General features: G+C 67.1%; 20 protein-coding genes. 19 read left to right on the top strand and 1 reads right to left on the bottom strand.

The window, feature by feature from the left end; genetic code table 11:
* Positions 1 to 64 precede the first annotated feature (64 nt).
* The 18 genes from AC3A84_RS15290 to AC3A84_RS15205 all read left to right on the top strand — a co-directional run bounded on the left by AC3A84_RS15290 (position 65) and on the right by AC3A84_RS15205 (position 14,878).
* Positions 65 to 655 carry a hypothetical protein gene (locus AC3A84_RS15290; protein WP_487970879.1) on the top strand — a complete coding sequence of 197 codons (591 nt, stop codon included), beginning with the start codon at positions 65 to 67 and terminating at the stop codon, positions 653 to 655.
* Positions 655 to 2,457 carry a DNA cytosine methyltransferase gene (locus tag AC3A84_RS15285; RefSeq protein ID WP_487970877.1) on the top strand — a complete coding sequence of 601 codons (1,803 nt, stop codon included), beginning with the start codon at positions 655 to 657 and terminating at the stop codon, positions 2,455 to 2,457. The genes AC3A84_RS15290 and AC3A84_RS15285 overlap by 1 nt, the downstream gene beginning before the upstream one ends.
* Positions 2,454 to 3,314: a DNA adenine methylase gene (locus AC3A84_RS15280; RefSeq protein ID WP_487970875.1), complete on the top strand. Its 861-nt coding sequence runs from the start codon at positions 2,454 to 2,456 to the stop codon at positions 3,312 to 3,314. The genes AC3A84_RS15285 and AC3A84_RS15280 overlap by 4 nt, the downstream gene beginning before the upstream one ends.
* A 48-nt stretch (positions 3,315 to 3,362) precedes the next feature.
* Positions 3,363 to 3,638, top strand: a complete 276-nt coding sequence (locus tag AC3A84_RS15275) for a hypothetical protein (protein ID WP_487970873.1) — start codon at positions 3,363 to 3,365, stop codon at positions 3,636 to 3,638.
* Positions 3,639 to 3,669: 31 nt separating this feature from the next.
* Positions 3,670 to 5,847, top strand: a complete 2,178-nt coding sequence (locus AC3A84_RS15270) for a phage terminase large subunit family protein (protein ID WP_487970871.1) — start codon at positions 3,670 to 3,672, stop codon at positions 5,845 to 5,847.
* A 24-nt stretch (positions 5,848 to 5,871) separates the two neighbouring features.
* The gene (locus AC3A84_RS15265; RefSeq protein WP_487970869.1) at positions 5,872 to 6,390 is read left to right on the top strand and encodes a hypothetical protein; all 519 of its coding nucleotides are present in this window, start codon (positions 5,872 to 5,874) and stop codon (positions 6,388 to 6,390) included.
* 7 nt (positions 6,391 to 6,397) lie between these two features.
* A complete protein-coding gene (locus AC3A84_RS15260; protein WP_487970867.1) occupies positions 6,398 to 6,736 on the top strand; it encodes a hypothetical protein in 339 nt (112 codons plus the stop codon).
* A gap of 226 nt (positions 6,737 to 6,962) precedes the next feature.
* On the top strand, positions 6,963 to 7,700 hold the full coding sequence (locus tag AC3A84_RS15255) for a hypothetical protein (RefSeq protein WP_487970865.1): 738 nt from the start codon (positions 6,963 to 6,965) through the stop codon (positions 7,698 to 7,700).
* Positions 7,697 to 7,939 carry a DUF6148 family protein gene (locus tag AC3A84_RS15250; protein ID WP_487970863.1) on the top strand — a complete coding sequence of 81 codons (243 nt, stop codon included), beginning with the start codon at positions 7,697 to 7,699 and terminating at the stop codon, positions 7,937 to 7,939. The genes AC3A84_RS15255 and AC3A84_RS15250 overlap by 4 nt, the downstream gene beginning before the upstream one ends.
* 10 nt (positions 7,940 to 7,949) lie before the next feature.
* The gene (locus tag AC3A84_RS15245; protein WP_487970861.1) at positions 7,950 to 9,590 is read left to right on the top strand and encodes a phage portal protein; all 1,641 of its coding nucleotides are present in this window, start codon (positions 7,950 to 7,952) and stop codon (positions 9,588 to 9,590) included.
* Positions 9,591 to 9,592: 2 nt separating this feature from the next.
* Positions 9,593 to 10,024: a hypothetical protein gene (locus AC3A84_RS15240; RefSeq protein ID WP_487970859.1), complete on the top strand. Its 432-nt coding sequence runs from the start codon at positions 9,593 to 9,595 to the stop codon at positions 10,022 to 10,024.
* The gene (locus AC3A84_RS15235; protein ID WP_487970857.1) at positions 10,021 to 11,370 is read left to right on the top strand and encodes a S49 family peptidase; all 1,350 of its coding nucleotides are present in this window, start codon (positions 10,021 to 10,023) and stop codon (positions 11,368 to 11,370) included. The genes AC3A84_RS15240 and AC3A84_RS15235 overlap by 4 nt, the downstream gene beginning before the upstream one ends.
* 2 nt (positions 11,371 to 11,372) lie before the next feature.
* Positions 11,373 to 11,771: a head decoration protein gene (locus tag AC3A84_RS15230; RefSeq protein WP_487970855.1), complete on the top strand. Its 399-nt coding sequence runs from the start codon at positions 11,373 to 11,375 to the stop codon at positions 11,769 to 11,771.
* A 2-nt stretch (positions 11,772 to 11,773) separates the two neighbouring features.
* Entirely contained in the window at positions 11,774 to 12,790 is a 1,017-nt protein-coding gene (locus AC3A84_RS15225) for a major capsid protein (protein ID WP_487970853.1), read from the top strand.
* Positions 12,791 to 12,799: 9 nt separating this feature from the next.
* Positions 12,800 to 13,234 carry a hypothetical protein gene (locus tag AC3A84_RS15220; protein WP_487970851.1) on the top strand — a complete coding sequence of 145 codons (435 nt, stop codon included), beginning with the start codon at positions 12,800 to 12,802 and terminating at the stop codon, positions 13,232 to 13,234.
* Positions 13,235 to 13,238: 4 nt separating this feature from the next.
* Complete coding sequence (locus tag AC3A84_RS15215; protein WP_487970849.1) at positions 13,239 to 13,574, top strand: hypothetical protein; 336 nt, start codon at positions 13,239 to 13,241, stop codon at positions 13,572 to 13,574.
* Complete coding sequence (locus tag AC3A84_RS15210; RefSeq protein WP_487970847.1) at positions 13,571 to 14,026, top strand: hypothetical protein; 456 nt, start codon at positions 13,571 to 13,573, stop codon at positions 14,024 to 14,026. Before AC3A84_RS15215 ends, AC3A84_RS15210 begins: the two co-directional genes overlap by 4 nt.
* 75 nt (positions 14,027 to 14,101) lie before the next feature.
* A complete protein-coding gene (locus AC3A84_RS15205) occupies positions 14,102 to 14,878 on the top strand; it encodes a phage tail tube protein (protein ID WP_487970845.1) in 777 nt (258 codons plus the stop codon).
* 21 nt (positions 14,879 to 14,899) lie between these two features.
* Here the strand turns inward: AC3A84_RS15205 and AC3A84_RS15200 are convergent, their stop codons facing one another.
* Positions 14,900 to 15,082 (bottom strand): hypothetical protein, encoded by a 183-nt coding sequence (locus AC3A84_RS15200; RefSeq protein WP_487970843.1) that lies wholly within the window; start codon positions 15,080 to 15,082, stop codon positions 14,900 to 14,902.
* Between the two features lie 15 nt (positions 15,083 to 15,097).
* Between AC3A84_RS15200 and AC3A84_RS15195 the strand changes: the two genes are divergently transcribed.
* Positions 15,098 to 19,018, top strand: a complete 3,921-nt coding sequence (locus tag AC3A84_RS15195) for a tape measure protein (protein WP_487970841.1) — start codon at positions 15,098 to 15,100, stop codon at positions 19,016 to 19,018.
* The last annotated feature ends 1 nt before the right edge of the window (position 19,019 follow it).

The following is a 19,019-nucleotide window of genomic DNA, read 5'->3' as shown; positions in this document are numbered from 1 at the left end:
GGTGCGGACAAAAGTCCGGCAAACAGTCCGAAGGCCGGGGGCTAGTCCGATGGCAGTCCGACTTTTGACGAAGTCCGAATACGCCCGGCACCGCGGCTGCGACGAAAAGGCCGTGCGCAAGGCGATCAAGGAAGGCCGAATCACCGCGATACCGCAGCCAGGTGGGCGCGAAATGATCGACCCCGAGGTTGCGGATATCCAGTGGGCGCGGAACACCCGCGCGCGGGGCGACAGCGGGCGCGCAGCCGCGCCCTCTGCGCAGGTTGGGGGCACGCCTGCCCTCCCCATCGAAGCCGCGGCCAACGGCCCGGATTTGCCCGCTGCCGGGCCTGCGGCCCACGCTCCAGCAGCTGGCGACGACTACCAAAGCCTGCGCACCCGCCGCGAGCGCGCCGCGGTCGAAGCCGCCGAGCGCGAGAACGCCAAGGAAGCCCAGCGGCTGGTGGAGCGCGACGCCGTCGAGCGCGCGACCTTCGACGTTCTCCGCGCCCTGCGCGACGCCCTCATGAGCACCCCACCGCGCGCCGCCGCGAAGGTCATCGGCATGGCCGAGGCCCGCGACATCGAGCGCGTCATCAGCGACGAGCTGCGCGCCGCCTTCGCCGCAGCCGAGATCCGGCTTACCGAACTCACCCAACCGAAACGGAGCACCTGATGCAATCCCCGCAATTCCTCCTCGGCCTGGCCGACGAACTCATCGCCGACGAATTCGCCTGCGGCGGCGGCATGTCCGAAGGCATCGAACAGGCCATCGGCCGGCACGTGGACATCGCCGTCAACCACGATGCGGACGCCTGCAGCATGCATGAGGCCAACCACCCGCAGACGGTCCACTACTGCAAGGATGTGAAGGAGGTCTGCCCCCGCGTAGTGACCGGCGACCGCGCCGTCGGCCTGCTGCACCTGTCGCCCGACTGCACGCACCACAGCCAGGCGCGCGGCGGCCAGCCGCGCTCCCGCGTCCTGCGTGCGCTGGCATGGCGGGCGGTGCGATGGGGCGGCACCAAGCGCCCGCGCATCATCACGCTCGAGAACGTCAAGCAGATCCTGCTCTGGGGGCCGCTGATCGCCAAGCGGTGCCCGAAGACGAAGCGCGTGGTCAAGCTGGACGGCACGGTGGCCCAGCCCGGCGAGCGCGTTCCGGTCGATCAGCAGCACCTGGTGCCGGACCCGAAGCGCGCCGGCCAGACCTGGCGCGCCTTCGTCCGCTCGCTGGAGCGCCAGGGCTACGAGGTCGAGCACCGCATCCTCTGCGCAGCCGACTACGGCGCCCCGACCACTCGCAGCCGCTTGTTCATGGTGGCCCGCTGTGATGGCGCTCCCATCGTCTGGCCCGAGCCCACCCACTTCAAGCACCCGAAGAAGGGTCAGCAACGCTGGCGCAGCGCGGCCGAATGCATCGACTGGAGCATCCAGGGCCGCAGCATCTTCGAGCGCGAGAAGCCGCTGGCCGACGCCACCCTTCGCCGCGTGGCGCACGGCATGAAGCGGTACGTGCTGGACAGCGCCGACCCCTTCATCGTGCCCGTGACGCACCAGGGTAGCGTGCGTGTGCATGACATGCGTGATCCAGCGCGCACGATCACTGCCGCGAACCGTGGGGAACTGATGCTTGCGGCCCCCGTCATGATCCAGGCCGGCCACGGCCAGGGCACCGCAGCGGCACCGCGCTGGAGCCATGGGAATACCTCGGTGCGTGATCCGGTCGGCACCGTCACCGCCTCCGGAGGCGGCCAGGCCGTGGCGGTAGGCTCGCTGGTGCAGATGGGCTACGGCGAGCGCGACGGCCAGGCACCCCGCGCACTCGACGCCCAGCAGCCATTGGGCACGGTAGTCGGTGCCGGGAAATTCGCTGCGGTGACGGCCTTCGTAGAACAGGCCAACGGCGGCTTCAACGAAATCCCGGGCCGCGATGCCCGAGCGCCCATGTCCACCAGCACCGCCAGCGGCTCGCAGCAGCGTCTGGTCACTGCTCACCTTGCCACGCTGCGCCAGCACAGTACAGGGCAGGACGTGCGCGAGCCTGTACCGACGATGACGGCCGGCGGCGAACACCACGCCCTGGTCGAATACACGCTGTCGCCCGAGGCCGAGGAAGGTGCGCTGCGCGTGGCCGCCTTCCTCATCCGGTATTACGGCCAAGGCGGGCAACTGGGCGACCTGCGCGAGCCGATGGCCACCAGTACCACCAAGGACAGGCTCGCCCTGGTGACTGTCTGGCTGCGCGGTACGCCCTACGTGATCGTGGACATCCAGCTGCGCATGCTCACCCCGCGCGAGCTGTACAACGCCAACGGCTTCCCGAACACCTACATCATCGACCGGGGCCACGATGGCCGCATCTTCAGCAAGTCAACCCAAGTCCGCATGTGCGGCAACGCAGTGCCGCCGCCGCTGGGTAAGGCAGTCATCAAGGCCAACTGGGACAGCCGCGTTCCGATGCGGAGGGCTGCATGACCGAAGTGACTCGCCCAGCTCTGCGCTACCACGGCGGCAAGTTTCGCCTCGCCTCTTGGATCATGCGGTTCTTCCCCGCGCACCGGATCTACACCGAAGTCTTCGGCGGCGCCGCGGGGGTGCTCCTGCAGAAGCCTCGATGCCACGGCGAGGTCTACAACGATCTCGACGGTCACATCGTGTCGTTCTTCCGCGTCCTGCAGTCGCCCGAGCTGCGCGACAGGCTTGTGCAGGCCATCACGCTGACGCCCTACGCGCGGGCTGAGTTCGACTTGGCATGGGAACCCACCGATGACATCGTGGAGATTGCCCGTCGCGTAGCCATCCGAGCGCAGATGGGTTTCGGCTCGGCCGGGGCGGTCAAGGGCAGCACTGGTCTGCGCACCGACACGATGCGCCGTTACAGCACCGCGCAGATGGACTGGGCCTCGTATCCCGCAGGCCTGCTCGACGTGGCTGAACGTTTCCAGCAGGTGCTGATCGACAACCGCGCTGCCATCGACGTGCTGCAGCAGCATGACAGCTCGGAAACACTCCACTTTGTGGACCCGCCCTATGTGCATTCCACGCGAGAACTCCGCTCGCAGAGCGGGTATCGGTACGAGATGAGCGACGACGATCATGCAGAGCTGATCGAGGTGCTCACCGGGCTGCAGGGCATGGTGGTGCTTTCAGGCTACCAGTCCGAGTTGTATGCCGATCTGCTCAGTACGTGGCAGATGCACTCAACGGAAGCGAGAGCATCCGGTGGTCGCGGAACGACGACACGCACCGAGGTGGTCTGGCTCAATCCCGCTTGCGTGCGTGCGCTCCATGTAGGTATGGGCGGCTTGTTCGCCGAGGGGGGCGCATGCTGACGCGACGTCATGCTTCGGCCAGAATCGAAGCACTTTCAGGAGGTGGAAATGAGGGAAGTCAAGTTTCTCGGTGGTCCGCTGGACGGCCAGAGCCAGCATGTCGCGGAAGGCGTGGACGAGTTCGAAGTGTCAGACCAGGACGGTTCTGCAGGGCACTTTCGTGTGCTGCGCTACCGCGTTCACTTGGTGACCGCGCCTATGCCTTGGGGTGGCAGCGATTTGTGGATCGCCGTCCCTGCGGAGTGGGACTCAGCGAAGGCGCATTCCGAACTGCTCGCTCGGTATGGGCGCAAGCCTGGGCAGACCGGCAAGATGTCGAAGTAGACCGCCAGCAACTGCTTGAGGCGGGGTGCCCATGAACCTCGCCGACGGCTACGACCTCGTCGTGCGCACCGCCATCGAGGCGCTGCGCCCCGACCCTGAACTCCGCTGCGACGAGTGGGCGGAAGAGTACGTGGTGCTGCCCAAGAGCAACGCCAAGCCCGGGAAATTCAGCTTCGACCACAGCTACCCGGCGCGGCGCGTGCATCAGGTGCTGTCGCCCGGCCACCCGTGCAAGCGCGTCGTAGCGCGCGTTGCGTCCCAGATGTTCAAGACGCAGACGGCCCTGAACTGGATCGGCTCGCTCGTCCACCGACGGCCGCGCAACATCCTGGCGCTGGAGCCCACCGACACGCTGGTCAAGCGGTTCTCCGCCCGCGTGTCCACCATGATCCGCAACACGCCCGTGCTGAAAGAGCGCGTGGCAGCGGCCAAGAGCCGGGACTCGCGGAACACCGTCCAGGCGAAGGACTTTCTGGGCGACGCCACGCTCTACATGAACACCGCCGGCTCGGCCGCCAACCTGGCCGAGGTCTCTGCGCCGTACATCTACGTGGACGAGATCGACCGGCTGGTGCTCGACGTGGACGGGGAGGGTGACCCTATCGAACTGGCCGAGGCCCGAGCCACGCAGTACGCCAACGACGCGAAGTTCTTCTACACCAGCAGCCCGGCGGTGAAGGGCTACTCGAAGATCGACACCCTCTTCGACAAGGGCACGCAAGAAAGCTACCACGTCCCTTGCCCGCACTGCGGGCATCTGCACGAACTGGTGCTGCAGAACTTCCACTACCGCCGGGACGAAGTCACGGGCTTCATGGATCGCGCGTGGTTCACGTGCCCGGACTGCGGCGGAGACATCGAGGAGCGCCACAAGCCAGCCATGCTGCGCGACGAGGCCGCCGGTGGGCAGGCACGCTGGGTGGCCTCCTCGCAGGGCGATGGCGAAACGATCAGCTTCACGCTGTCAGCGTTCTACATGCCCATCGGCGCCATCACCTGGCTGGCCCTGGCACGGCAACTGGCCCATGCCAAGGAATGCCTCAAGCGCGGCGACCACGGCGCCATGCAGGTGTTCTACAACACGCGTCTGGCGCTCAGCTACGAGAACAGCGACAAGGTGACCACGGCGCAGGAACTGCGCGACCGCGCTGAGAAGTACACCCCCCGTATCGTTCCCGATCCCGCGTTGATCGTCCTCGCGTCAACCGATACCCAGCCTGATCGCTTGGAGGTCCAGATCGAAGCCTTCGGCCCTGGCCTGCAGCACTGGGTGCTCGACTACATCATCCTGCGCGGCGACCCATCCCTGCCACCCGATGAGCCAGGCAGCGTCTGGCAGCGTCTGGACGAGATCCGGCGCACACCGCTGCTGCATGCCTCTGGCGTGCCGATCTACATGACCGCCTACGCCATCGACGCGGGCGGCGCCAACACGCAGGACGTGTACAACTACGGCTCCCAGCGCAGACACCTCGACTGCGTGGTCCTGCACGGCCATTCGCGCCCCAACAAGCCCATCATCAGCAGCTCGCCGAACAAGGTGGACATCGACTGGGGCGGCCAGAAGACGCCAGGCGGTGCCGAACTCTGGGCCGTCGGTACCGACGTGGCGAAGGACTGGCTGAGCAACCGCATGCATCTCACCGAAGGGCCGGGCGCGATGCACTTCCACGACCGCCTGCACACCGACTGGTTCGAGCAGATGGTGGTGGAGCGGCCCTTCACCCGCTGGCACAAGGGCCGGCCCATCCGCGAATGGCGCAAGCCCAACGGTGCACGGAACGAGGCCTGGGACGTCAGTGTCTACAACCTGGCACTGGCCCACAAGCTCGGCCTGCACAACTGGACTTCCCTGGACTGGCAGATGTACCGCGAGAAGATGCAGCGCAACGGCGATCTCTTCGCGGCAGACGCTGCGGTCCAGGCCCTGGCCCAGGTGCCGCCGTCCGATGAGCCAGCCGCAACACCGGAGCCACCACCGGCACCAGCCGCGCCCAGCGCGCCTGCAGCGATTCCGGTGGATGTCGAGGTGCGGACGTCCGCACCCCCTGCCGCAGCCGTGCAAGAGCCGGCAGCAGCACCAGCACCCATCTCTGCCCCGCCCCCAGCTCCGGCTGTACGCCCTTCGGTATCCGTCACCGTGGGGCCCGTTGGCGCCGGCAACAACGCACTCGGTCGGCCCTTACCCCTTGGCCGCCGCATCCTGTAAACAAGCCATCACCGAAGGACCACCATGACCGCCCACAACGCACACCCGCCCGCAGCCATCCGGCTCGCCGCGCCAGCGCCCGTGAGCCCTGCAGAAGAGGAAATCGCGCCCGCGCTGGACGATGCGCAGCGCGATCTTGATGACCTCTGCGAGCGCTACGTCGCTTGGCGCAACTCGCGGCGCCTGTTCGGCCCGCCACCTTCGTCCGGCTCGGTGCTGGGTAAACTCGCGGGCAGCAGCGGTGGCTCACGCCCCAGCACGCCAGGCGGCCCGGACGCGCTCAACAGCACCGAACTGGCCGCGTTCCACCTTGCCTACTGCAGCCAGCCGCAGGATACGGCCCGGGGTACATTCGACGCGTACTACATCCTCCGCGTGCGGCCCATCAAGCTCGCTGCGGACGCCTTGGGCATCTCGCGCCCCACGTTCTACCGGATGCTCTCTGTCTTCCGCCAGCACGTCGCACAAGCTGCGAAAATCGTGGAAGCCGAGAATATCGCCGCGGGCAATGCACTGCCGCACCGCAGCACCAACCATCCATAGGAGCACCATGAGTACCAACTTCAGCAGCCTGCCGATTGGTGGGCACACCGTGATGATTGCCGGGAAGAAGGCCATCGCGGAGTTGCATCGCAAGGAATTCGATCTGGGGGAGATTCGCTATCTGGAGGTCGGCACCCAAGCGGAAGTGCTCACTGTACATATCAGGCCCATCAGTGGTGACCCATCAGGTCTCGTTTTCTTCGACCCCAACTTCTGGAGCGTGCAGATCGACGGGCGACCTACGCAGGCGCGGACTTTGGGCGAGGTGGTGCAGATAGCGGGCAAGCAGGTGGGATTTCATGCAGATCCCAACCTTGGAACACTGAATTTCACCACCCATAGCTAATCGCTTTAGCGGCTCTTGCGGCATCCGTCAAACAGAAAATTGTCTCATCCAATGAGACAAAATAGTGCTCGCCAGCATGAGACACTTTCCCCCAAAATTGGCCCCAATTCAGCTAGGTCTAGAAATTCCGCCTAGCTGAAAAAACATACCTCGCAACCCTTGTTGTGACCACCGCCCCCGGCGGCCGAAAGGCCCCGGGGGCTTTGTTTTGGAGCGCCAGAAACCCATGCTGACCATGAGCCGCAGCGGACCGACGATCGCGCAGGTGATCGCCGAGATTCGCGACGTGCCCGCACGCATGCTGCCCTATGCCGCGTCCACGGCACTCACACGCGTGGCCCGATACGCGGCGCAGATCGAGTTGCCGGCAGAGATGCGCAAGGTGTTCGTCAGCCCGACCTCCTACACCCTGAACGCGCTGCGCATTGAGCCGGCGACGAAGGACTCATTGCGAGCCCGCGTCATGGTGAAGAACCAGGCGGGCGGCGTGGCCCCTGAGAACTACCTGCAGCCCGAAGTCGAAGGCGGCATCCGCAAGCACAAGCGCGCCGAAAACGCCATGCGCTATGCCGGCGTTCTGAGCGCTGGTCAGTACGCCATGCCAGGACCGGCGCTCTCGCTGGATGCGGCGGGCAACGTGAAGGGGGCCGAGGTGCAGACCATCCTCGCCGCGCTCAAGGGCATCCGCGGCGGTGTGGGCGCCAAGGGCCAGCGCGCCGGCCGTGGCCGCAAGCTCGCCAACGACCTCTTCGTGGGCAAGCCCATTGGCGGCGACCGCCCCGAAGGCATCTGGCGGCGAGAAGGCAAGCGCCTGCGCGCGCTGTTCGTCTTCACGTCGAGCGCACCGGACTACAGCCGCCGCCTGGACTTCGACGGCGTGGTCCAGCGCGTGGCGCTGGATCGCTTCCGCCCTGAATTCGAGAAGGCCGTGGCAAGCCTGGCAGGTCGGGGGAACTGGCAATGAGCGCCGCATGCACCGCCAATCAACTGCAGCAGGCCCGGGCCCGGCTGCAGGCCTATCTGGCGGCCGAGGTCCGCATCCTCGAGTCACAAGAGTACGTGATCGGCAACGGCGGCACCGCCCGCCGCAACCGGCGTGCGGACCTCGAAACGGTCCAGGCCGGCATCAAGGAAGTGCGCGCCGAGATCCAGCGACTGGAATCGCTAGCCGAGCCCCGCGTCACATACCTCCGCCCCTACTGATCGGCGCATCATGAGCAAACGCATATCCCGGGCACAGCGGCAGCAGAACCGCATCGAAGCCCGGACGATCGACGCTGCCCGCGCCCAGTTCATGGCCCAGCTGATGCCGCAGTTGGGCGGCATGATGGCTTTCGGCGGTAGCGGCAGTCTGGGCGGCGGCAGCTTCGGTGCGGAAGCGCCGCCGCAGAAAGACCCCGCTTGGCGCCCCGCGCCGCGCGACGCGCGCAGCGACACGCTCATCCGCTTGCCCCTGCAGCGCGGCCAGAGCCGCGACCTGGCGCGCACCTCGCCCATTGGCGGCGGGGCTATCAACACGAACGTGGATCGCGTGGTCGGCACCGGCCTGGCGCTGAGCGCGCAACCGCACCTCAAGGTGCTGGGCTGGACGCCCGAGCAGGCCGCCGAATGGAAGGCCGCTCACGTGCAGCCTGAGTTCAGCCTGTGGGCCGACAGCCCGCGCAGCGACGTGGAAGAGACGCACACCTTCTACCAGCAGCAGGCCCTGGTGCTGCGCTCCAAGCTGGAGAGCGGCGATTGCTTCACCCTGCTGCCCGATGCCGACGAGGCCACGCCCGACATGCCGTACCGCCTGCGCACCCAGGTCATCGAAGCAGATCGGGTGGGCAACCCCAACGGCATTTCGGACACAGCCCAGATGGCGGCGGGTGTGCGCTTCAACGAAAAGGGCGCGCCGGCCGCTTACTTCCTCTACGACCAGCACCCCGGCTCCGGCGTGTGGTGGGGCGCCACTTCCGGGCTGGGCAAGGGTCAGTGGATCGACCGCGTCGGCCCCAGCGGGCGCCGCCGCATGCTGCACCACTTCAGCAAGCTGCGCCCGGGCCTGCCGCGTGGCATCCCTTACCTGGCGCCCATCGTGGACTGCCTCAAGCAGCTCGCACGCTACACCGAGTCCGAGATCATGGCAGCGGTGATCTCGGCCTGCGTAACGGCCTTCGTGACGGTGCCTGCTGGTGGCACCAATCCGCTAACCCGGCCGACAGCAGACACGAGCCAGGAATCCCGCTACGAAAGCCTGTTGAGTCACGGTGCGGCGATCACTCTGCGGCCCGGCGAGCAGGTGGAATTTCCGACACCTGGCCGCCCCAGCCCGAACTTCGAGCCCTTTGTGCTCGCCGTGGTCAAGCAGATCGGCATGGCGCTGGGCATTCCCTACGAACTGCTCATCAAACAGTTCAACGCCAGCTACAGCGCCAGCAAGGCCGCGCTACTGGATGCGTGGGTCTACTTCCGCAGCGTGCGCAACTGGCTCGCGCTCAGCTTCTGCCAGCCCGTGTACGAAACGTGGATGGTCGAGGCCGTGGCGCTGGGCCGGGTGCCGGCGCCTGGCTTCTTCGCAGACCCGCTGCTGCGCTGGGCATACACGCGCGCTGGCTGGCACGGCGACAGCATGGGCTCCATCAACCCGAAAGACGAAGTGGCGGCCTACACCAGCGCCATCGACGCGGGCCTCATGACCCGCGAGCGCGCCGAGTGGGAGCTGTGGGGCAGCGACTGGAACGACACCTATGGGCAGAAGCTGGCTGAGCACCAGCGCCTGGACGCCGACGGCATGCTGCCCGCGCCCAAGCCCGGCGCCGCGGCACCCGCGCCGGCACCTGCCCCTGCGGCACCCGACAACACAGGCTCATAACCATGACCGACAAGACCATATCCGCCGAGCAAGTCGCAGTGCTGGCTGAGCGCGTGGATTCGCTACTTAACAGCTATGCGCGCCTGGAGGGAATCATCCTGGGCATCGGCACCCAGCAGGGACAACTCAGTACCGCGTTGGGTGTTCTCGGCGAGAAGCTATCGCAACTCGATACCGGGCAGAAGCGTCTGTTCCAGCTCGCAGATGAGCACGGTGCTGCTATCGACCGCCTCACCACCGACGTCAAGGTGCATAGCTGGACGTGGAAGCTGGTCGGCATCGTCGCCATGTCATCGCTGGGCATGGTGGGCTGGGCGTTCGGCGAACTGCGCGCACTGCAGTCCAGCGACAACCGGCACGACAACCGGCTCACGCTGCTCGAGTTCATCGTGGGCGGCCGGCAGTCCAAGCCGCAAGAGGTGGCCAAGCCATGACCCTGCTCGACCTCATCATGAGCCCGTGGGCCATCGAGCCCGACAAGCTGCGCGAGATCCAGGCCATCTACGCCACGCATATGCGCGGCGAGAAGATCGACATCGCCGCCATTGAGGCCCGCCTCAACCGCCCCCTGGCGAGCGACCAGCAGGAGTACTCGCTAAACCCCGGCGGCGTGGCCGTGCTGCAGCTCTCGGGCGTGATGGCCCCAAAAGCGAATCTCTTCATGCGCGTCTCGGGCGGCATCAGCACCCAGCTCGCCACACAGCAACTCGAAAGCGCTGCGGCCGACCCCCGCGTACGTTCCATCGTGCTGGCGATGGACACGCCCGGCGGCAACGTCATCGGCGTGCCGGAGTTCGCCCAGGCCATCGCGGAACTTGCCGCCGAGAAGCCGCTGGTGGTGCATTCGTCCGAGCAGCTGGCAAGCGCCGGCTACTGGGCCGGCAGCGCCGCCAACGCCATCTACATCAGCGGTCCGGTGGTCACGGCCGGCAGCATCGGCGTGGTGGTGGACCGCTCCTACAACCCCAACTCCTCGACGCAGCAAGAGCACATCACGGCCGGCCGCTACAAGCGCATCTCAAAGGCCAACGAACCGCTCAGCGAAGAGGCCCGCGCCATCGTGCAGGCCGACGTGGACTACGTCTACACGCTCTTCGTTGACGCCGTAGCGGCGAACCGTGGCGTCACTTCCGAACAAGTTCTGGAACACATGGCCGATGGCCGTGTGTTCCGCGGCCAGCAGGCCATCGATGCAGGGCTCGTGGACGGTGTCTCCACGCTCGACGCACTCGTGGAAAGCATGGCCACCGACCCCGCCAGGTACAGCACGCGCCGCAAGGCCGTGTTCGCCGTGGCGGCCCTCCCGTCCCCAAGCGCCGGTGCTGCGCCCCAAGACGACAAGCCCTCAACCCGTGAAGAAAAGGAGCCAACCATGGCTGACCCCAACGCGACATCCACGTCGCTCATCACGCGTGCGTCTTTCGAGCAAGAGCACGCGCCGCTCTTCGCGCAACTGCGCGAAGAATTCACCGCTGCCGGCGCCGCTGGCGAGCGCACCCGTATCCAGGCCGTGCTGGCTGTGGGCGAAGGCCTGCCCGGCCACGAAAAGCTGCTGGCGGGCCTGGCCTTCGACGGCAAGACGTCTGCGGCCGAGGCCGGCCTCGCCGTGCTGGCGGCCGAAAAGAGCCAGCGTAAGGCAGCCATCGACGCCCACCGCGCTGACGCACCCCCGGCCGCCAACGGCAGCGCTGCACCGCAGGACGGCGCCGACAAGCCTACCCCCAACGCCGCAGCTGAAGCCGCTGTGGCGCTCTTCAACAAGGCCAACGGGATCAAGTAATCATGCCCATCACCGACCGTTTCATCGCCGGCGGCGTCAACACCGCCACCTCGCCCGTCTATCGGGAGCTGATCGCCGACAACTCCAGCCTGCTGACTTCCCGCAAGGGTGTGCTGCTCTCCGGCCAAGTGCTGGCCCGCGGCGCGCTCCTCGGCCGCATCACCACCAGCGGCAAGCTGGTGCTGTCGACTGCAGCCGCCACCGATGGCTCGCAGACCCCTGTGGCTGTGCTCACGCACGACACCGACGCAAGCACCGGCGACGTCGAGACGCTCTTCTACGAGCGTGGCGACTTCAACCAGGCCGCCATGACCTTCGGCGCCGGCCACACCCCCGACAGCGTTCGCGCCGGCCTGCGCACGCTGGGTATCACCCTCATCAAGCCTTACGGAGCCGCCTGATCATGACCGCAACCGACATCATGTTCGACATCGCCACGCTGCAGGGCGTGGTGCGTGCGTTGCCCCAGCCCAAGCTGGGCTTCGCCGCTAAGTACTTCACCCGGGTGGTGGAATCCACCGACGCCGAGATCCACTTCGACGTCGAGGGCACGGACCTGCGCATGGCACCCTTCGTTTCGCCGCTCGTACCCGGCAAGATCGTCGAGGGCACGGGCTTCACGACGAAGAATTTCAGGCCGGCCTACATCAAGGACAAGACCCCGTTCACCGCATCCCGGGCGTTGACCCGTCGTCTCGGCGAGAAGATCGGCGGCGAATTCACGCCGGAAGAGCGCTTGGCGCTCGATGTCGCTACGGAACTGTCGAGCAAGCTGCTGCGACTCGAACGGCGGCTGGAGTGGATGGCCGTGCAGGCGCTCTACTTCGGCGCGGTCATCGTGAAGGGCGATCAGTATCCGACTACGACTGTGGACTTCGGCCGAGATCCGGGCAACACCGTGGTGCTGACCTCTGGCAACAAGTGGGGCGATTCCGGCGTGAGCCCGATCGAGCAGTTGCACCAGTGGTCCGATGCTGCAGAAACGCCCATCAGCGACTGGTACATGACCTCGGATGCCTACACCATCTTCCGCCAGCACCCCGACACGTGGAAGCGGCTGGAACTGGTGCGCGGCACCAGCACCCTGCAGCCCGACGCGGTGACCAGCCGCGATCTGGTGCTGATGGGCATGATCGACGGCTTCCGCATCTGGGTGATTCCCAAGATCAACGTCACCAACGAAGACGGCTCCACGGTGCGTCTGGTGCCGGACGGCACCGTGATGGGCATTGCTGACGCGTACTTCGAGGGCGTGCGTCACTTCGGTTCCATCCAGGACGTAGACAACCTGGTGGCCGGCGCTTACTTCGTGAAGAGCTGGGTGAATCCAGACCCCAGCGTGCGCTACCTGATGCTGCAGAGCGCCCCGCTGCTCGTGCCGTATCGGCCCAACAGCACGTTCCGCGCGTCCGTGCGCTGAAGGTCTGCCATGAAGTTCGTAGCCAACCACACGATTGTTATCGGCCGGGCGCCGAAGACGAAGGATCTGGTAGAGGGCGATCCTGTTCCTCGCCTGCCTGCCGAAGAGCTGATGCGGCTGCAGGATCTGGGTGCTATCTCGGCTGTGGATGACTCGGCCGAAGAGCAGGCAGCGGCCAAGAAGGCAGCAGCCGAGCAGGCAGCAGCCGAGCGGGCAGCAGCCGAGCAAGCAGCAGCCGAGCAGGCAGCAGCCGAGCGGGCAGCAGCCGAGCAAGCAACAGCCGAGCAGGCAGCAGCCGAGCGGGCAGCAGCCGAGCAAGCAGCAGCCGAGCAGGCAGCAGCCGAGCAGGCAGCAGCCGAGCGGGCAGCAGCCGAGCGGGCAGCAGCCGAGCGGGCAGCAGCCGAGCAAGCAGCAGCCGAGCAGGCAGCAGCCAAGAAGGCCTGACGCCATGCTCCATCTCGAAGAAGACATGCGTACCGTGTTCTTCGGCAGCGACTTCGCCGCCCGCTTCCGCCGGCACCGGGCCGGGGAACTGGCGCGCGAAGTCGTTGGCATCGTTGGCACCGTGGATGACGAAGCCCTCGAAGGCCGGGTGTTCGCCGCATCCCGCACGCTGCGCTACCCCGCAGATTGCGATCTGCGGGCTGACGACGTGCTGGAATGCCTGGACGAAGCCGCTTCGCAGGGCATCAAGGTGGGCACGCGCTTCCGTGTGCTGGAGGCACCGCGCCGTGTCAACGACGGCGCGGAGATGGAGGCGCTGCTCGGCAGCGTGCCGGCATGAGCGATCGTGCCCACACGCTGCCCCAGGGTGCGCCCTTCGCCATCGGCACGGCCATCGTCTATGCGCTGCGCAACGCCGAAGCGCTGCAAGGCGCCGAGGTGCTGGACAACCCCGTTCGCGCCAGCGATCTGACCGTAGGTCCGCGCATCGTCTTCTTCGAAGATCAGCACGACAAGCCTCGCGGCGATCAGCCCGGCCAGCGCCAGAAGCGCACCTACGCCTTTTCGCTCGGCGTCATCAATCGCACCGAACGGGCACGCGCTGGCGCGCATGCCGACTACCGGGCCGCCAAGCTGGCCGTGCGCGACAGCCTGGCCGCCATCAACCAGCTGGTGCGCGCGGAAGGCTCCGGCCTGGTCGAGGGCGAGGTGCGCTTCCGCCTGGAAAACATCGACGTGGGCGGCGGGCTGGTGCTCGGCATGTTCACGTTCGACTACCGCGACCCGGACTGACCTCCGAAGTCGATCTTTCGTTTCACCCAGGCCCGCCGCGTGCGGGCCTTTTGCTTTGCAGAGAAGGAAACCATCATGACCGCACGTGCAGTCCTGGCCGCTGGCCTCGTCTCCCTCAACCTGTGGGACCCGACCAAGCAGGCCTACAACGGCTTCGGCGACCCGCTCGACGCCGACAAGTTCGAGATCAAGCCCAACTTCGAAGAAAAGGTTAGCGAATCGCGCTCCCACCTCGACTACGGCCAGGCCCGCGCCTCGGTTGTGCTGCCCAAGCCGACCGAGATCACCATCGAACTGGCGGCGGCCACGGTGGAGGCGCTGGCCATGCAGTTCCAGGGTATGGTGGCGGCGCTCCAGCAGGCCTCGGGCGCCTTCGCCAACGCCGATTTCACCGTGTCGGCGCTCGATCAGTGGCTGCCTCTGGGCAAGCGCAACATCAGCGACCAGGGCTTCAGCCTCAAGAACGCGGCCGGCACCACGACCTATGCCCTCGGCACGCACTACGAAGTCAACTGGCTGCGCGGCGAAGTGCGCTTCAAGTCGGCCGCGGCGGGTGTACCGGCAAAGAACGACGTGCTCAAGCTCACCGGCAGCTACGGTGCCGTGGACGGCAAGAAGGTGCTGGGCGGCCGGGTCACCCAGGTGCGCTGCCAGGCGCGCTTCGACGGCCGCAACATGGTCGATGGTTCCCCGATGGAAGTGGACGTGTGGGAGTGCGCGCTCGGCTCCAACAACGGCTTCGACTTCCTGGGCTCCGACTTTTCGGGCATCACGCTCAGCGGCAAGCTGGTGACGCCGGTCGGGAAGACCGAGCCGTATGAAGTCCGCCTGCCCGGCGCGGCCGTCGCCTGACGCGCTGCCGCTGCGAGCGCCTCAACGGCGCGGTGCGGACGTCTGCACCGCGCCCATCAGCACCAGCACGGGCCACCCCACCACCACGGTGGCGATGGCACCGGCGCCCAGCGCCATGAGGCGCTGTGAATCCACCAGCAGGCCCAGCAGGGCCAGCGGAATGCCCGTGCCCACCAGGCCAATGCACCACAACAACCCTTTCATCGCTTGATCCTCCAGATGACTGCACCGAAGATCAAATACGACATCGAGGCCGCAGTCAAGGGCGATGCCGATGCCGAGCAGCTCGCAAAGGCGCTCAACGACGTCAGCGACGTGCTCGAAGGCGACCTGAAGCAGAGCGCGCAGGACGCGGCCCAGGCCCTGGAAGCGCTCAATGCCAAGCAGAGGGCGCTGAGCGCTTTCGGCGATCTCAAGCGCGAGACGCAGGGCCTGTCCACGCAGCTCGAGCAAGCCACCGGCGTGGTGGACCGCCTCGGCAACGAAGTGCAGGACGCAGCCGTCAAGACGCAGACGCTCACAGCCGCAGAGCGCACCACGTCGGCCGCTGTGGCTGATGCGCAGGCCGCCCTGCAGCGCAAGCGGGCGGCTCTGGCCGCGGTGCGCGAAGAGACCACGGGTACGGCCCGCCGCAGCGACGAGTACCGCGCCACGGTCGCCGGACTGAAGGACTCCATCAAGGCCGCGACCGAGGAGGTCAAGGCCCAGCAGCAGGCCCAGCGCACCGCTGCCCAGGCCGCAGGCCAGGCCCAGAACGCCGAGGCCGCGCTGCGCAAGGAATACGACCTCGCCATCGGCAGCGCGCAGCGCCTGTCCGGCGAGCTACGCAGCAAGAACACCGCGCTCTCCAGCGCCCGCGAATCGCTGCAGTCGGTGGGCGTGTCCACCACCAACCTGGCGCAGCAAGAGCGCAACCTGCAGGCCGCCGTCGCCCAGGTCCGCGCGGAGGTTGCCACGCTCGCTCCGGCGTATCAGGCAGCGGCTGCGGCATCGTCCCAATCCACCCAGGTGCAGGCACAGAACCAGCGCACGCTGCGCGAGGGCATGACCTCCATCAGTACCCAGCTGCAGCGCATCCAGAGCATCGCCAGCATCGCGGTCGGCGGCGGGTATTTCGGCGGGCTCGCGAAGGACGTGGCGGCCACCGCAGACGAGTTCCGCAACCTCGAGGCGCGCATCAAGCTGACCACGGGGCAGGGCCCACAGTTCCAGCAGTCGTTCGTCGGCGTGCAGCAGATCGCGCTGCGCACCAACAGCGCGCTCGATGAGACCGGCACCCTCTTCACGCGCCTCGCCAAAGCGGCCGAAGAGGGCGGCATGGCCGCCACGCTTGCCCAGCAGCGGGCGCTGCGACTCACAGAGACCATCAACCAGTCCATCCAGCTCTCCGGTGGGTCGGCCGAAGGCGCCAAGGCCGCCATCACGCAGCTCATCCAGGGCCTGCAGTCCGGCGTGCTGCGCGGCGAGGAGTTCAACTCAGTGATGGAGCAGGCTCCCCGCCTGGCGCAAGCACTGGCGCAGGGCCTGGGCGTGACGACGGGCGAGCTGCGCAAGCTGGCCGAGCAGGGCGCACTCACCTCCGAGACGGTCATGAAGAGCCTGGAGGGCCAGGCGGATGTGATCGCGGGCGAATTCAGCAAGCTGCCGCCCACCGTGGGCCGTGCCCTGCAGAACCTTTCCACGCAGTGGACCCTGTACGTCGGCGCGGCCGACAACGGCCTCATCAGCAGCGCCAACGCGGCCAAGGTGATCAACGCCCTGGCCAGCAACATCGACCTGCTGGTCAACACCCTCACCGCCGCTGGGAAGGCCTGGGCGGCGATCAAGATCGCCGGGCTGGTGGCCGACTTCGCCCGCTGGGTGACCACCACCACGGCGGCTACCGCCGCGCTGGAGGCGAACACCACCGCCACTGTTGCCAACGTGGCTGCGCAGCGTGCCAGCGCTGCGGCGCAGGCCGAAGGCGTCGCCGCGCAGGCTGCCAGCACGGCGGCGACCCGGGCCAACACCGCGGCCCGGGCTGACAACGCGAAGGCATGGAGCGAACTCGGTGCGTTCACGCGGGCGGCTGGCGCCGCGCAGGACGTCGCCACGACGGCAGTGCAGCGCAACACCGCCGCCCTGGCCGAAGGCGCGGCGGGGGCGGCTCGCGCCGGCATCGTCTGGCGCGGAGTGTCGGCCCTTTTCGGACCCTGGGGTATCGCGGTCGCTGCGCTCACGCCCGAGATCCTGGGCCTCACGCGATCGCTGGGTGAGCAGACGGCCAAGATGCTGGGCTGGGGTCAGCGGATGGAAGAGGCCGAGCGCAAACTGCGCGCACTCGATGAGGCTGGCAAGATCCAGGCCGAAACGCTTCGGCGGCAGTCTGCGATGTACGAAGAGGCGCGCAACCGCAGCTTCGACCTGACCAAGCAGGCCACGGGACTGATCGCCGAATTCGACAAGCTGACCAAGGCCGGCGAGTCGACGGCGGACGCCATCGGCAAGATCGGCAAGGACTTCGACGTGTCGAACTCCGCCGGCATCCGCACGATGTCGGCTGCGCTGGACAAGCTGCGAGCAGACGGCAAGATCACCGCGACTGAGTTTCAGGCCGCGTGGGCGAAGGCCCTCGATGGCCAGGACTTGGCACGGTTCGAGGCCATGGCCCGCGTTGCCTTCGGCTCGGCGGCGGCCGAGGCCGCCAAGCTGCAGAAGCAACTGAATGATGCTGTCCAGCAGGGTGCCTCCGAAGAGGTGGTGCGGGGCCTGCGACTGCGGCTTGAGGGGGCGCTGAGCGCCGCGAACCGCGAGGCTGAGCGTGTGGCGCAAACGATGAACGTGCTGCTGCGTGAGGCGGTCGATCGAACTGGCTTGGACTTCACCGTGCTGCAGGGTCGGATCGGCGAGGCCTCGCGCAGCGCCATCAACGATCTGGAGATCGTGATCGGCGGCCTCGACAAGCTCAAGGCGCAGGGCGTGGATGCGGGTCGCGTGTTGGAGGCCAGTTTCGTGAAGGCGCTCAACACCGCGGACAGCCAGAAGGCCGTGGACGATGTGCGGGCGCGTGTCGAGCAACTGCGCAACACGCTGGGCGACAAGGTGGCTGATGGCCTGCTCGATCAGGCTCGCGAGAAGGCCCTGGCGTTGAGCGACGCGCTGGAGAAGGCGAAGCCGGGCATCAACTCGCTACGCGAAGGCATGACGGCGCTGGGGCTCACGACCGACGCCACGCTCAAGCAGACCGCGGCCGACGCGAAAGAGGCTTACGACGCAGTCCGCGACTCCGGCGTTGCAAGCACACGCGAACTGCGCGAGGCCTTCGTGAAGACCGCGGAGGCAGCCATCTCGGCGAACAAGGGCATCGCCCCATCGTGGGTCCAGGCAGAGGCAGCAGTGCGCGGCTACCGTGTCGTGACCGATGAGGCCGGAAAGTCCTCGCTGGTTCTGTCCAGCTCCCTGGACAAGTCTGCAGGCTCCATGCGTGGCGTCGTGGGGGCGGCGGCTGCCGGTGCCGCTGCGGTGCGCGATCTGGGCGCTGCGTATTCCGATGCGGGCGCGAAGGCTCTGGCCGCGCAGGGTCAGATCCTGGCCGCAGCGGCTGCGCAGCGCTCGGCCGATGTCTCGGCCAGCAGCATCACGAACAAGCCGGCCAGTGCCACGCAGTTCGCGTGGACCCAGTCCACCATCATCGAGTACCTCAAGCAGTCAGGGCTCGATGAGATGCTGGCTCAGCGCCTCTCGCAGCAGTTCGTCCAGCCCGACGGCTCGGTGTCCAACACCGCCAGCGCCGCGCAGATCCAGTGGGGCGGCAAGTACTCCACCCTGGCCGAGGCGCTGGGCAAGATGTCGGAGTACTACCGCCTGGGCGCCGGCAAATCCGATGCCGCCGCAATGCTCGACTACGAGCGCAACAAGGACAAGCGCCCCACCGCGCCGGCCACTCCGCAGCCGTTGCCCAAGCCGTCCCTCGATGGCTCCGGCACCAGCGATGGCGGGAACGCGGGTTCGCGTGTCGATCGCATCGTCAACGTCTACATCGGCTCCAGCCCGACCGTCTACAGCGTCCCCACGACCGGAACAGGCCAAGCCAACATCGAGGCGCTTGCCCGGGCTGTCGTGACCTACCTCGAAGACCAAAAGCGCCTGGCAGGAGCCTGAA

The organism is Paracidovorax sp., from assembly GCF_057642795.1.
The sequence above is the reverse complement of the archived record's forward strand: the minus strand, read 5'-3'. Positions and strand labels throughout refer to the sequence as shown.

What these genes read in the sequence shown, in the direction of transcription:
- AC3A84_RS15285 (WP_487970877.1), top strand. Translation starts at nt 655, where the DNA reads ATGCAATCCCCGCAATTCCTCCTCGGCCTGGCCGACGAACTCATCGCC.
- AC3A84_RS15280 (WP_487970875.1), top strand. Translation starts at nt 2,454, where the DNA reads ATGACCGAAGTGACTCGCCCAGCTCTGCGCTACCACGGCGGCAAGTTT.
- AC3A84_RS15275 (WP_487970873.1), top strand. Translation starts at nt 3,363, where the DNA reads ATGAGGGAAGTCAAGTTTCTCGGTGGTCCGCTGGACGGCCAGAGCCAG.
- AC3A84_RS15270 (WP_487970871.1), top strand. Translation starts at nt 3,670, where the DNA reads ATGAACCTCGCCGACGGCTACGACCTCGTCGTGCGCACCGCCATCGAG.
- AC3A84_RS15265 (WP_487970869.1), top strand. Translation starts at nt 5,872, where the DNA reads ATGACCGCCCACAACGCACACCCGCCCGCAGCCATCCGGCTCGCCGCG.
- AC3A84_RS15260 (WP_487970867.1), top strand. Translation starts at nt 6,398, where the DNA reads ATGAGTACCAACTTCAGCAGCCTGCCGATTGGTGGGCACACCGTGATG.
- AC3A84_RS15255 (WP_487970865.1), top strand. Translation starts at nt 6,963, where the DNA reads ATGCTGACCATGAGCCGCAGCGGACCGACGATCGCGCAGGTGATCGCC.
- AC3A84_RS15250 (WP_487970863.1), top strand. Translation starts at nt 7,697, where the DNA reads ATGAGCGCCGCATGCACCGCCAATCAACTGCAGCAGGCCCGGGCCCGG.
- AC3A84_RS15245 (WP_487970861.1), top strand. Translation starts at nt 7,950, where the DNA reads ATGAGCAAACGCATATCCCGGGCACAGCGGCAGCAGAACCGCATCGAA.
- AC3A84_RS15240 (WP_487970859.1), top strand. Translation starts at nt 9,593, where the DNA reads ATGACCGACAAGACCATATCCGCCGAGCAAGTCGCAGTGCTGGCTGAG.
- AC3A84_RS15235 (WP_487970857.1), top strand. Translation starts at nt 10,021, where the DNA reads ATGACCCTGCTCGACCTCATCATGAGCCCGTGGGCCATCGAGCCCGAC.
- AC3A84_RS15230 (WP_487970855.1), top strand. Translation starts at nt 11,373, where the DNA reads ATGCCCATCACCGACCGTTTCATCGCCGGCGGCGTCAACACCGCCACC.
- AC3A84_RS15225 (WP_487970853.1), top strand. Translation starts at nt 11,774, where the DNA reads ATGACCGCAACCGACATCATGTTCGACATCGCCACGCTGCAGGGCGTG.
- AC3A84_RS15220 (WP_487970851.1), top strand. Translation starts at nt 12,800, where the DNA reads ATGAAGTTCGTAGCCAACCACACGATTGTTATCGGCCGGGCGCCGAAG.
- AC3A84_RS15215 (WP_487970849.1), top strand. Translation starts at nt 13,239, where the DNA reads ATGCTCCATCTCGAAGAAGACATGCGTACCGTGTTCTTCGGCAGCGAC.
- AC3A84_RS15210 (WP_487970847.1), top strand. Translation starts at nt 13,571, where the DNA reads ATGAGCGATCGTGCCCACACGCTGCCCCAGGGTGCGCCCTTCGCCATC.
- AC3A84_RS15205 (WP_487970845.1), top strand. Translation starts at nt 14,102, where the DNA reads ATGACCGCACGTGCAGTCCTGGCCGCTGGCCTCGTCTCCCTCAACCTG.
- AC3A84_RS15200 (WP_487970843.1), bottom strand. Translation starts at nt 15,082, where the DNA reads ATGAAAGGGTTGTTGTGGTGCATTGGCCTGGTGGGCACGGGCATTCCG.
- AC3A84_RS15195 (WP_487970841.1), top strand. Translation starts at nt 15,098, where the DNA reads ATGACTGCACCGAAGATCAAATACGACATCGAGGCCGCAGTCAAGGGC.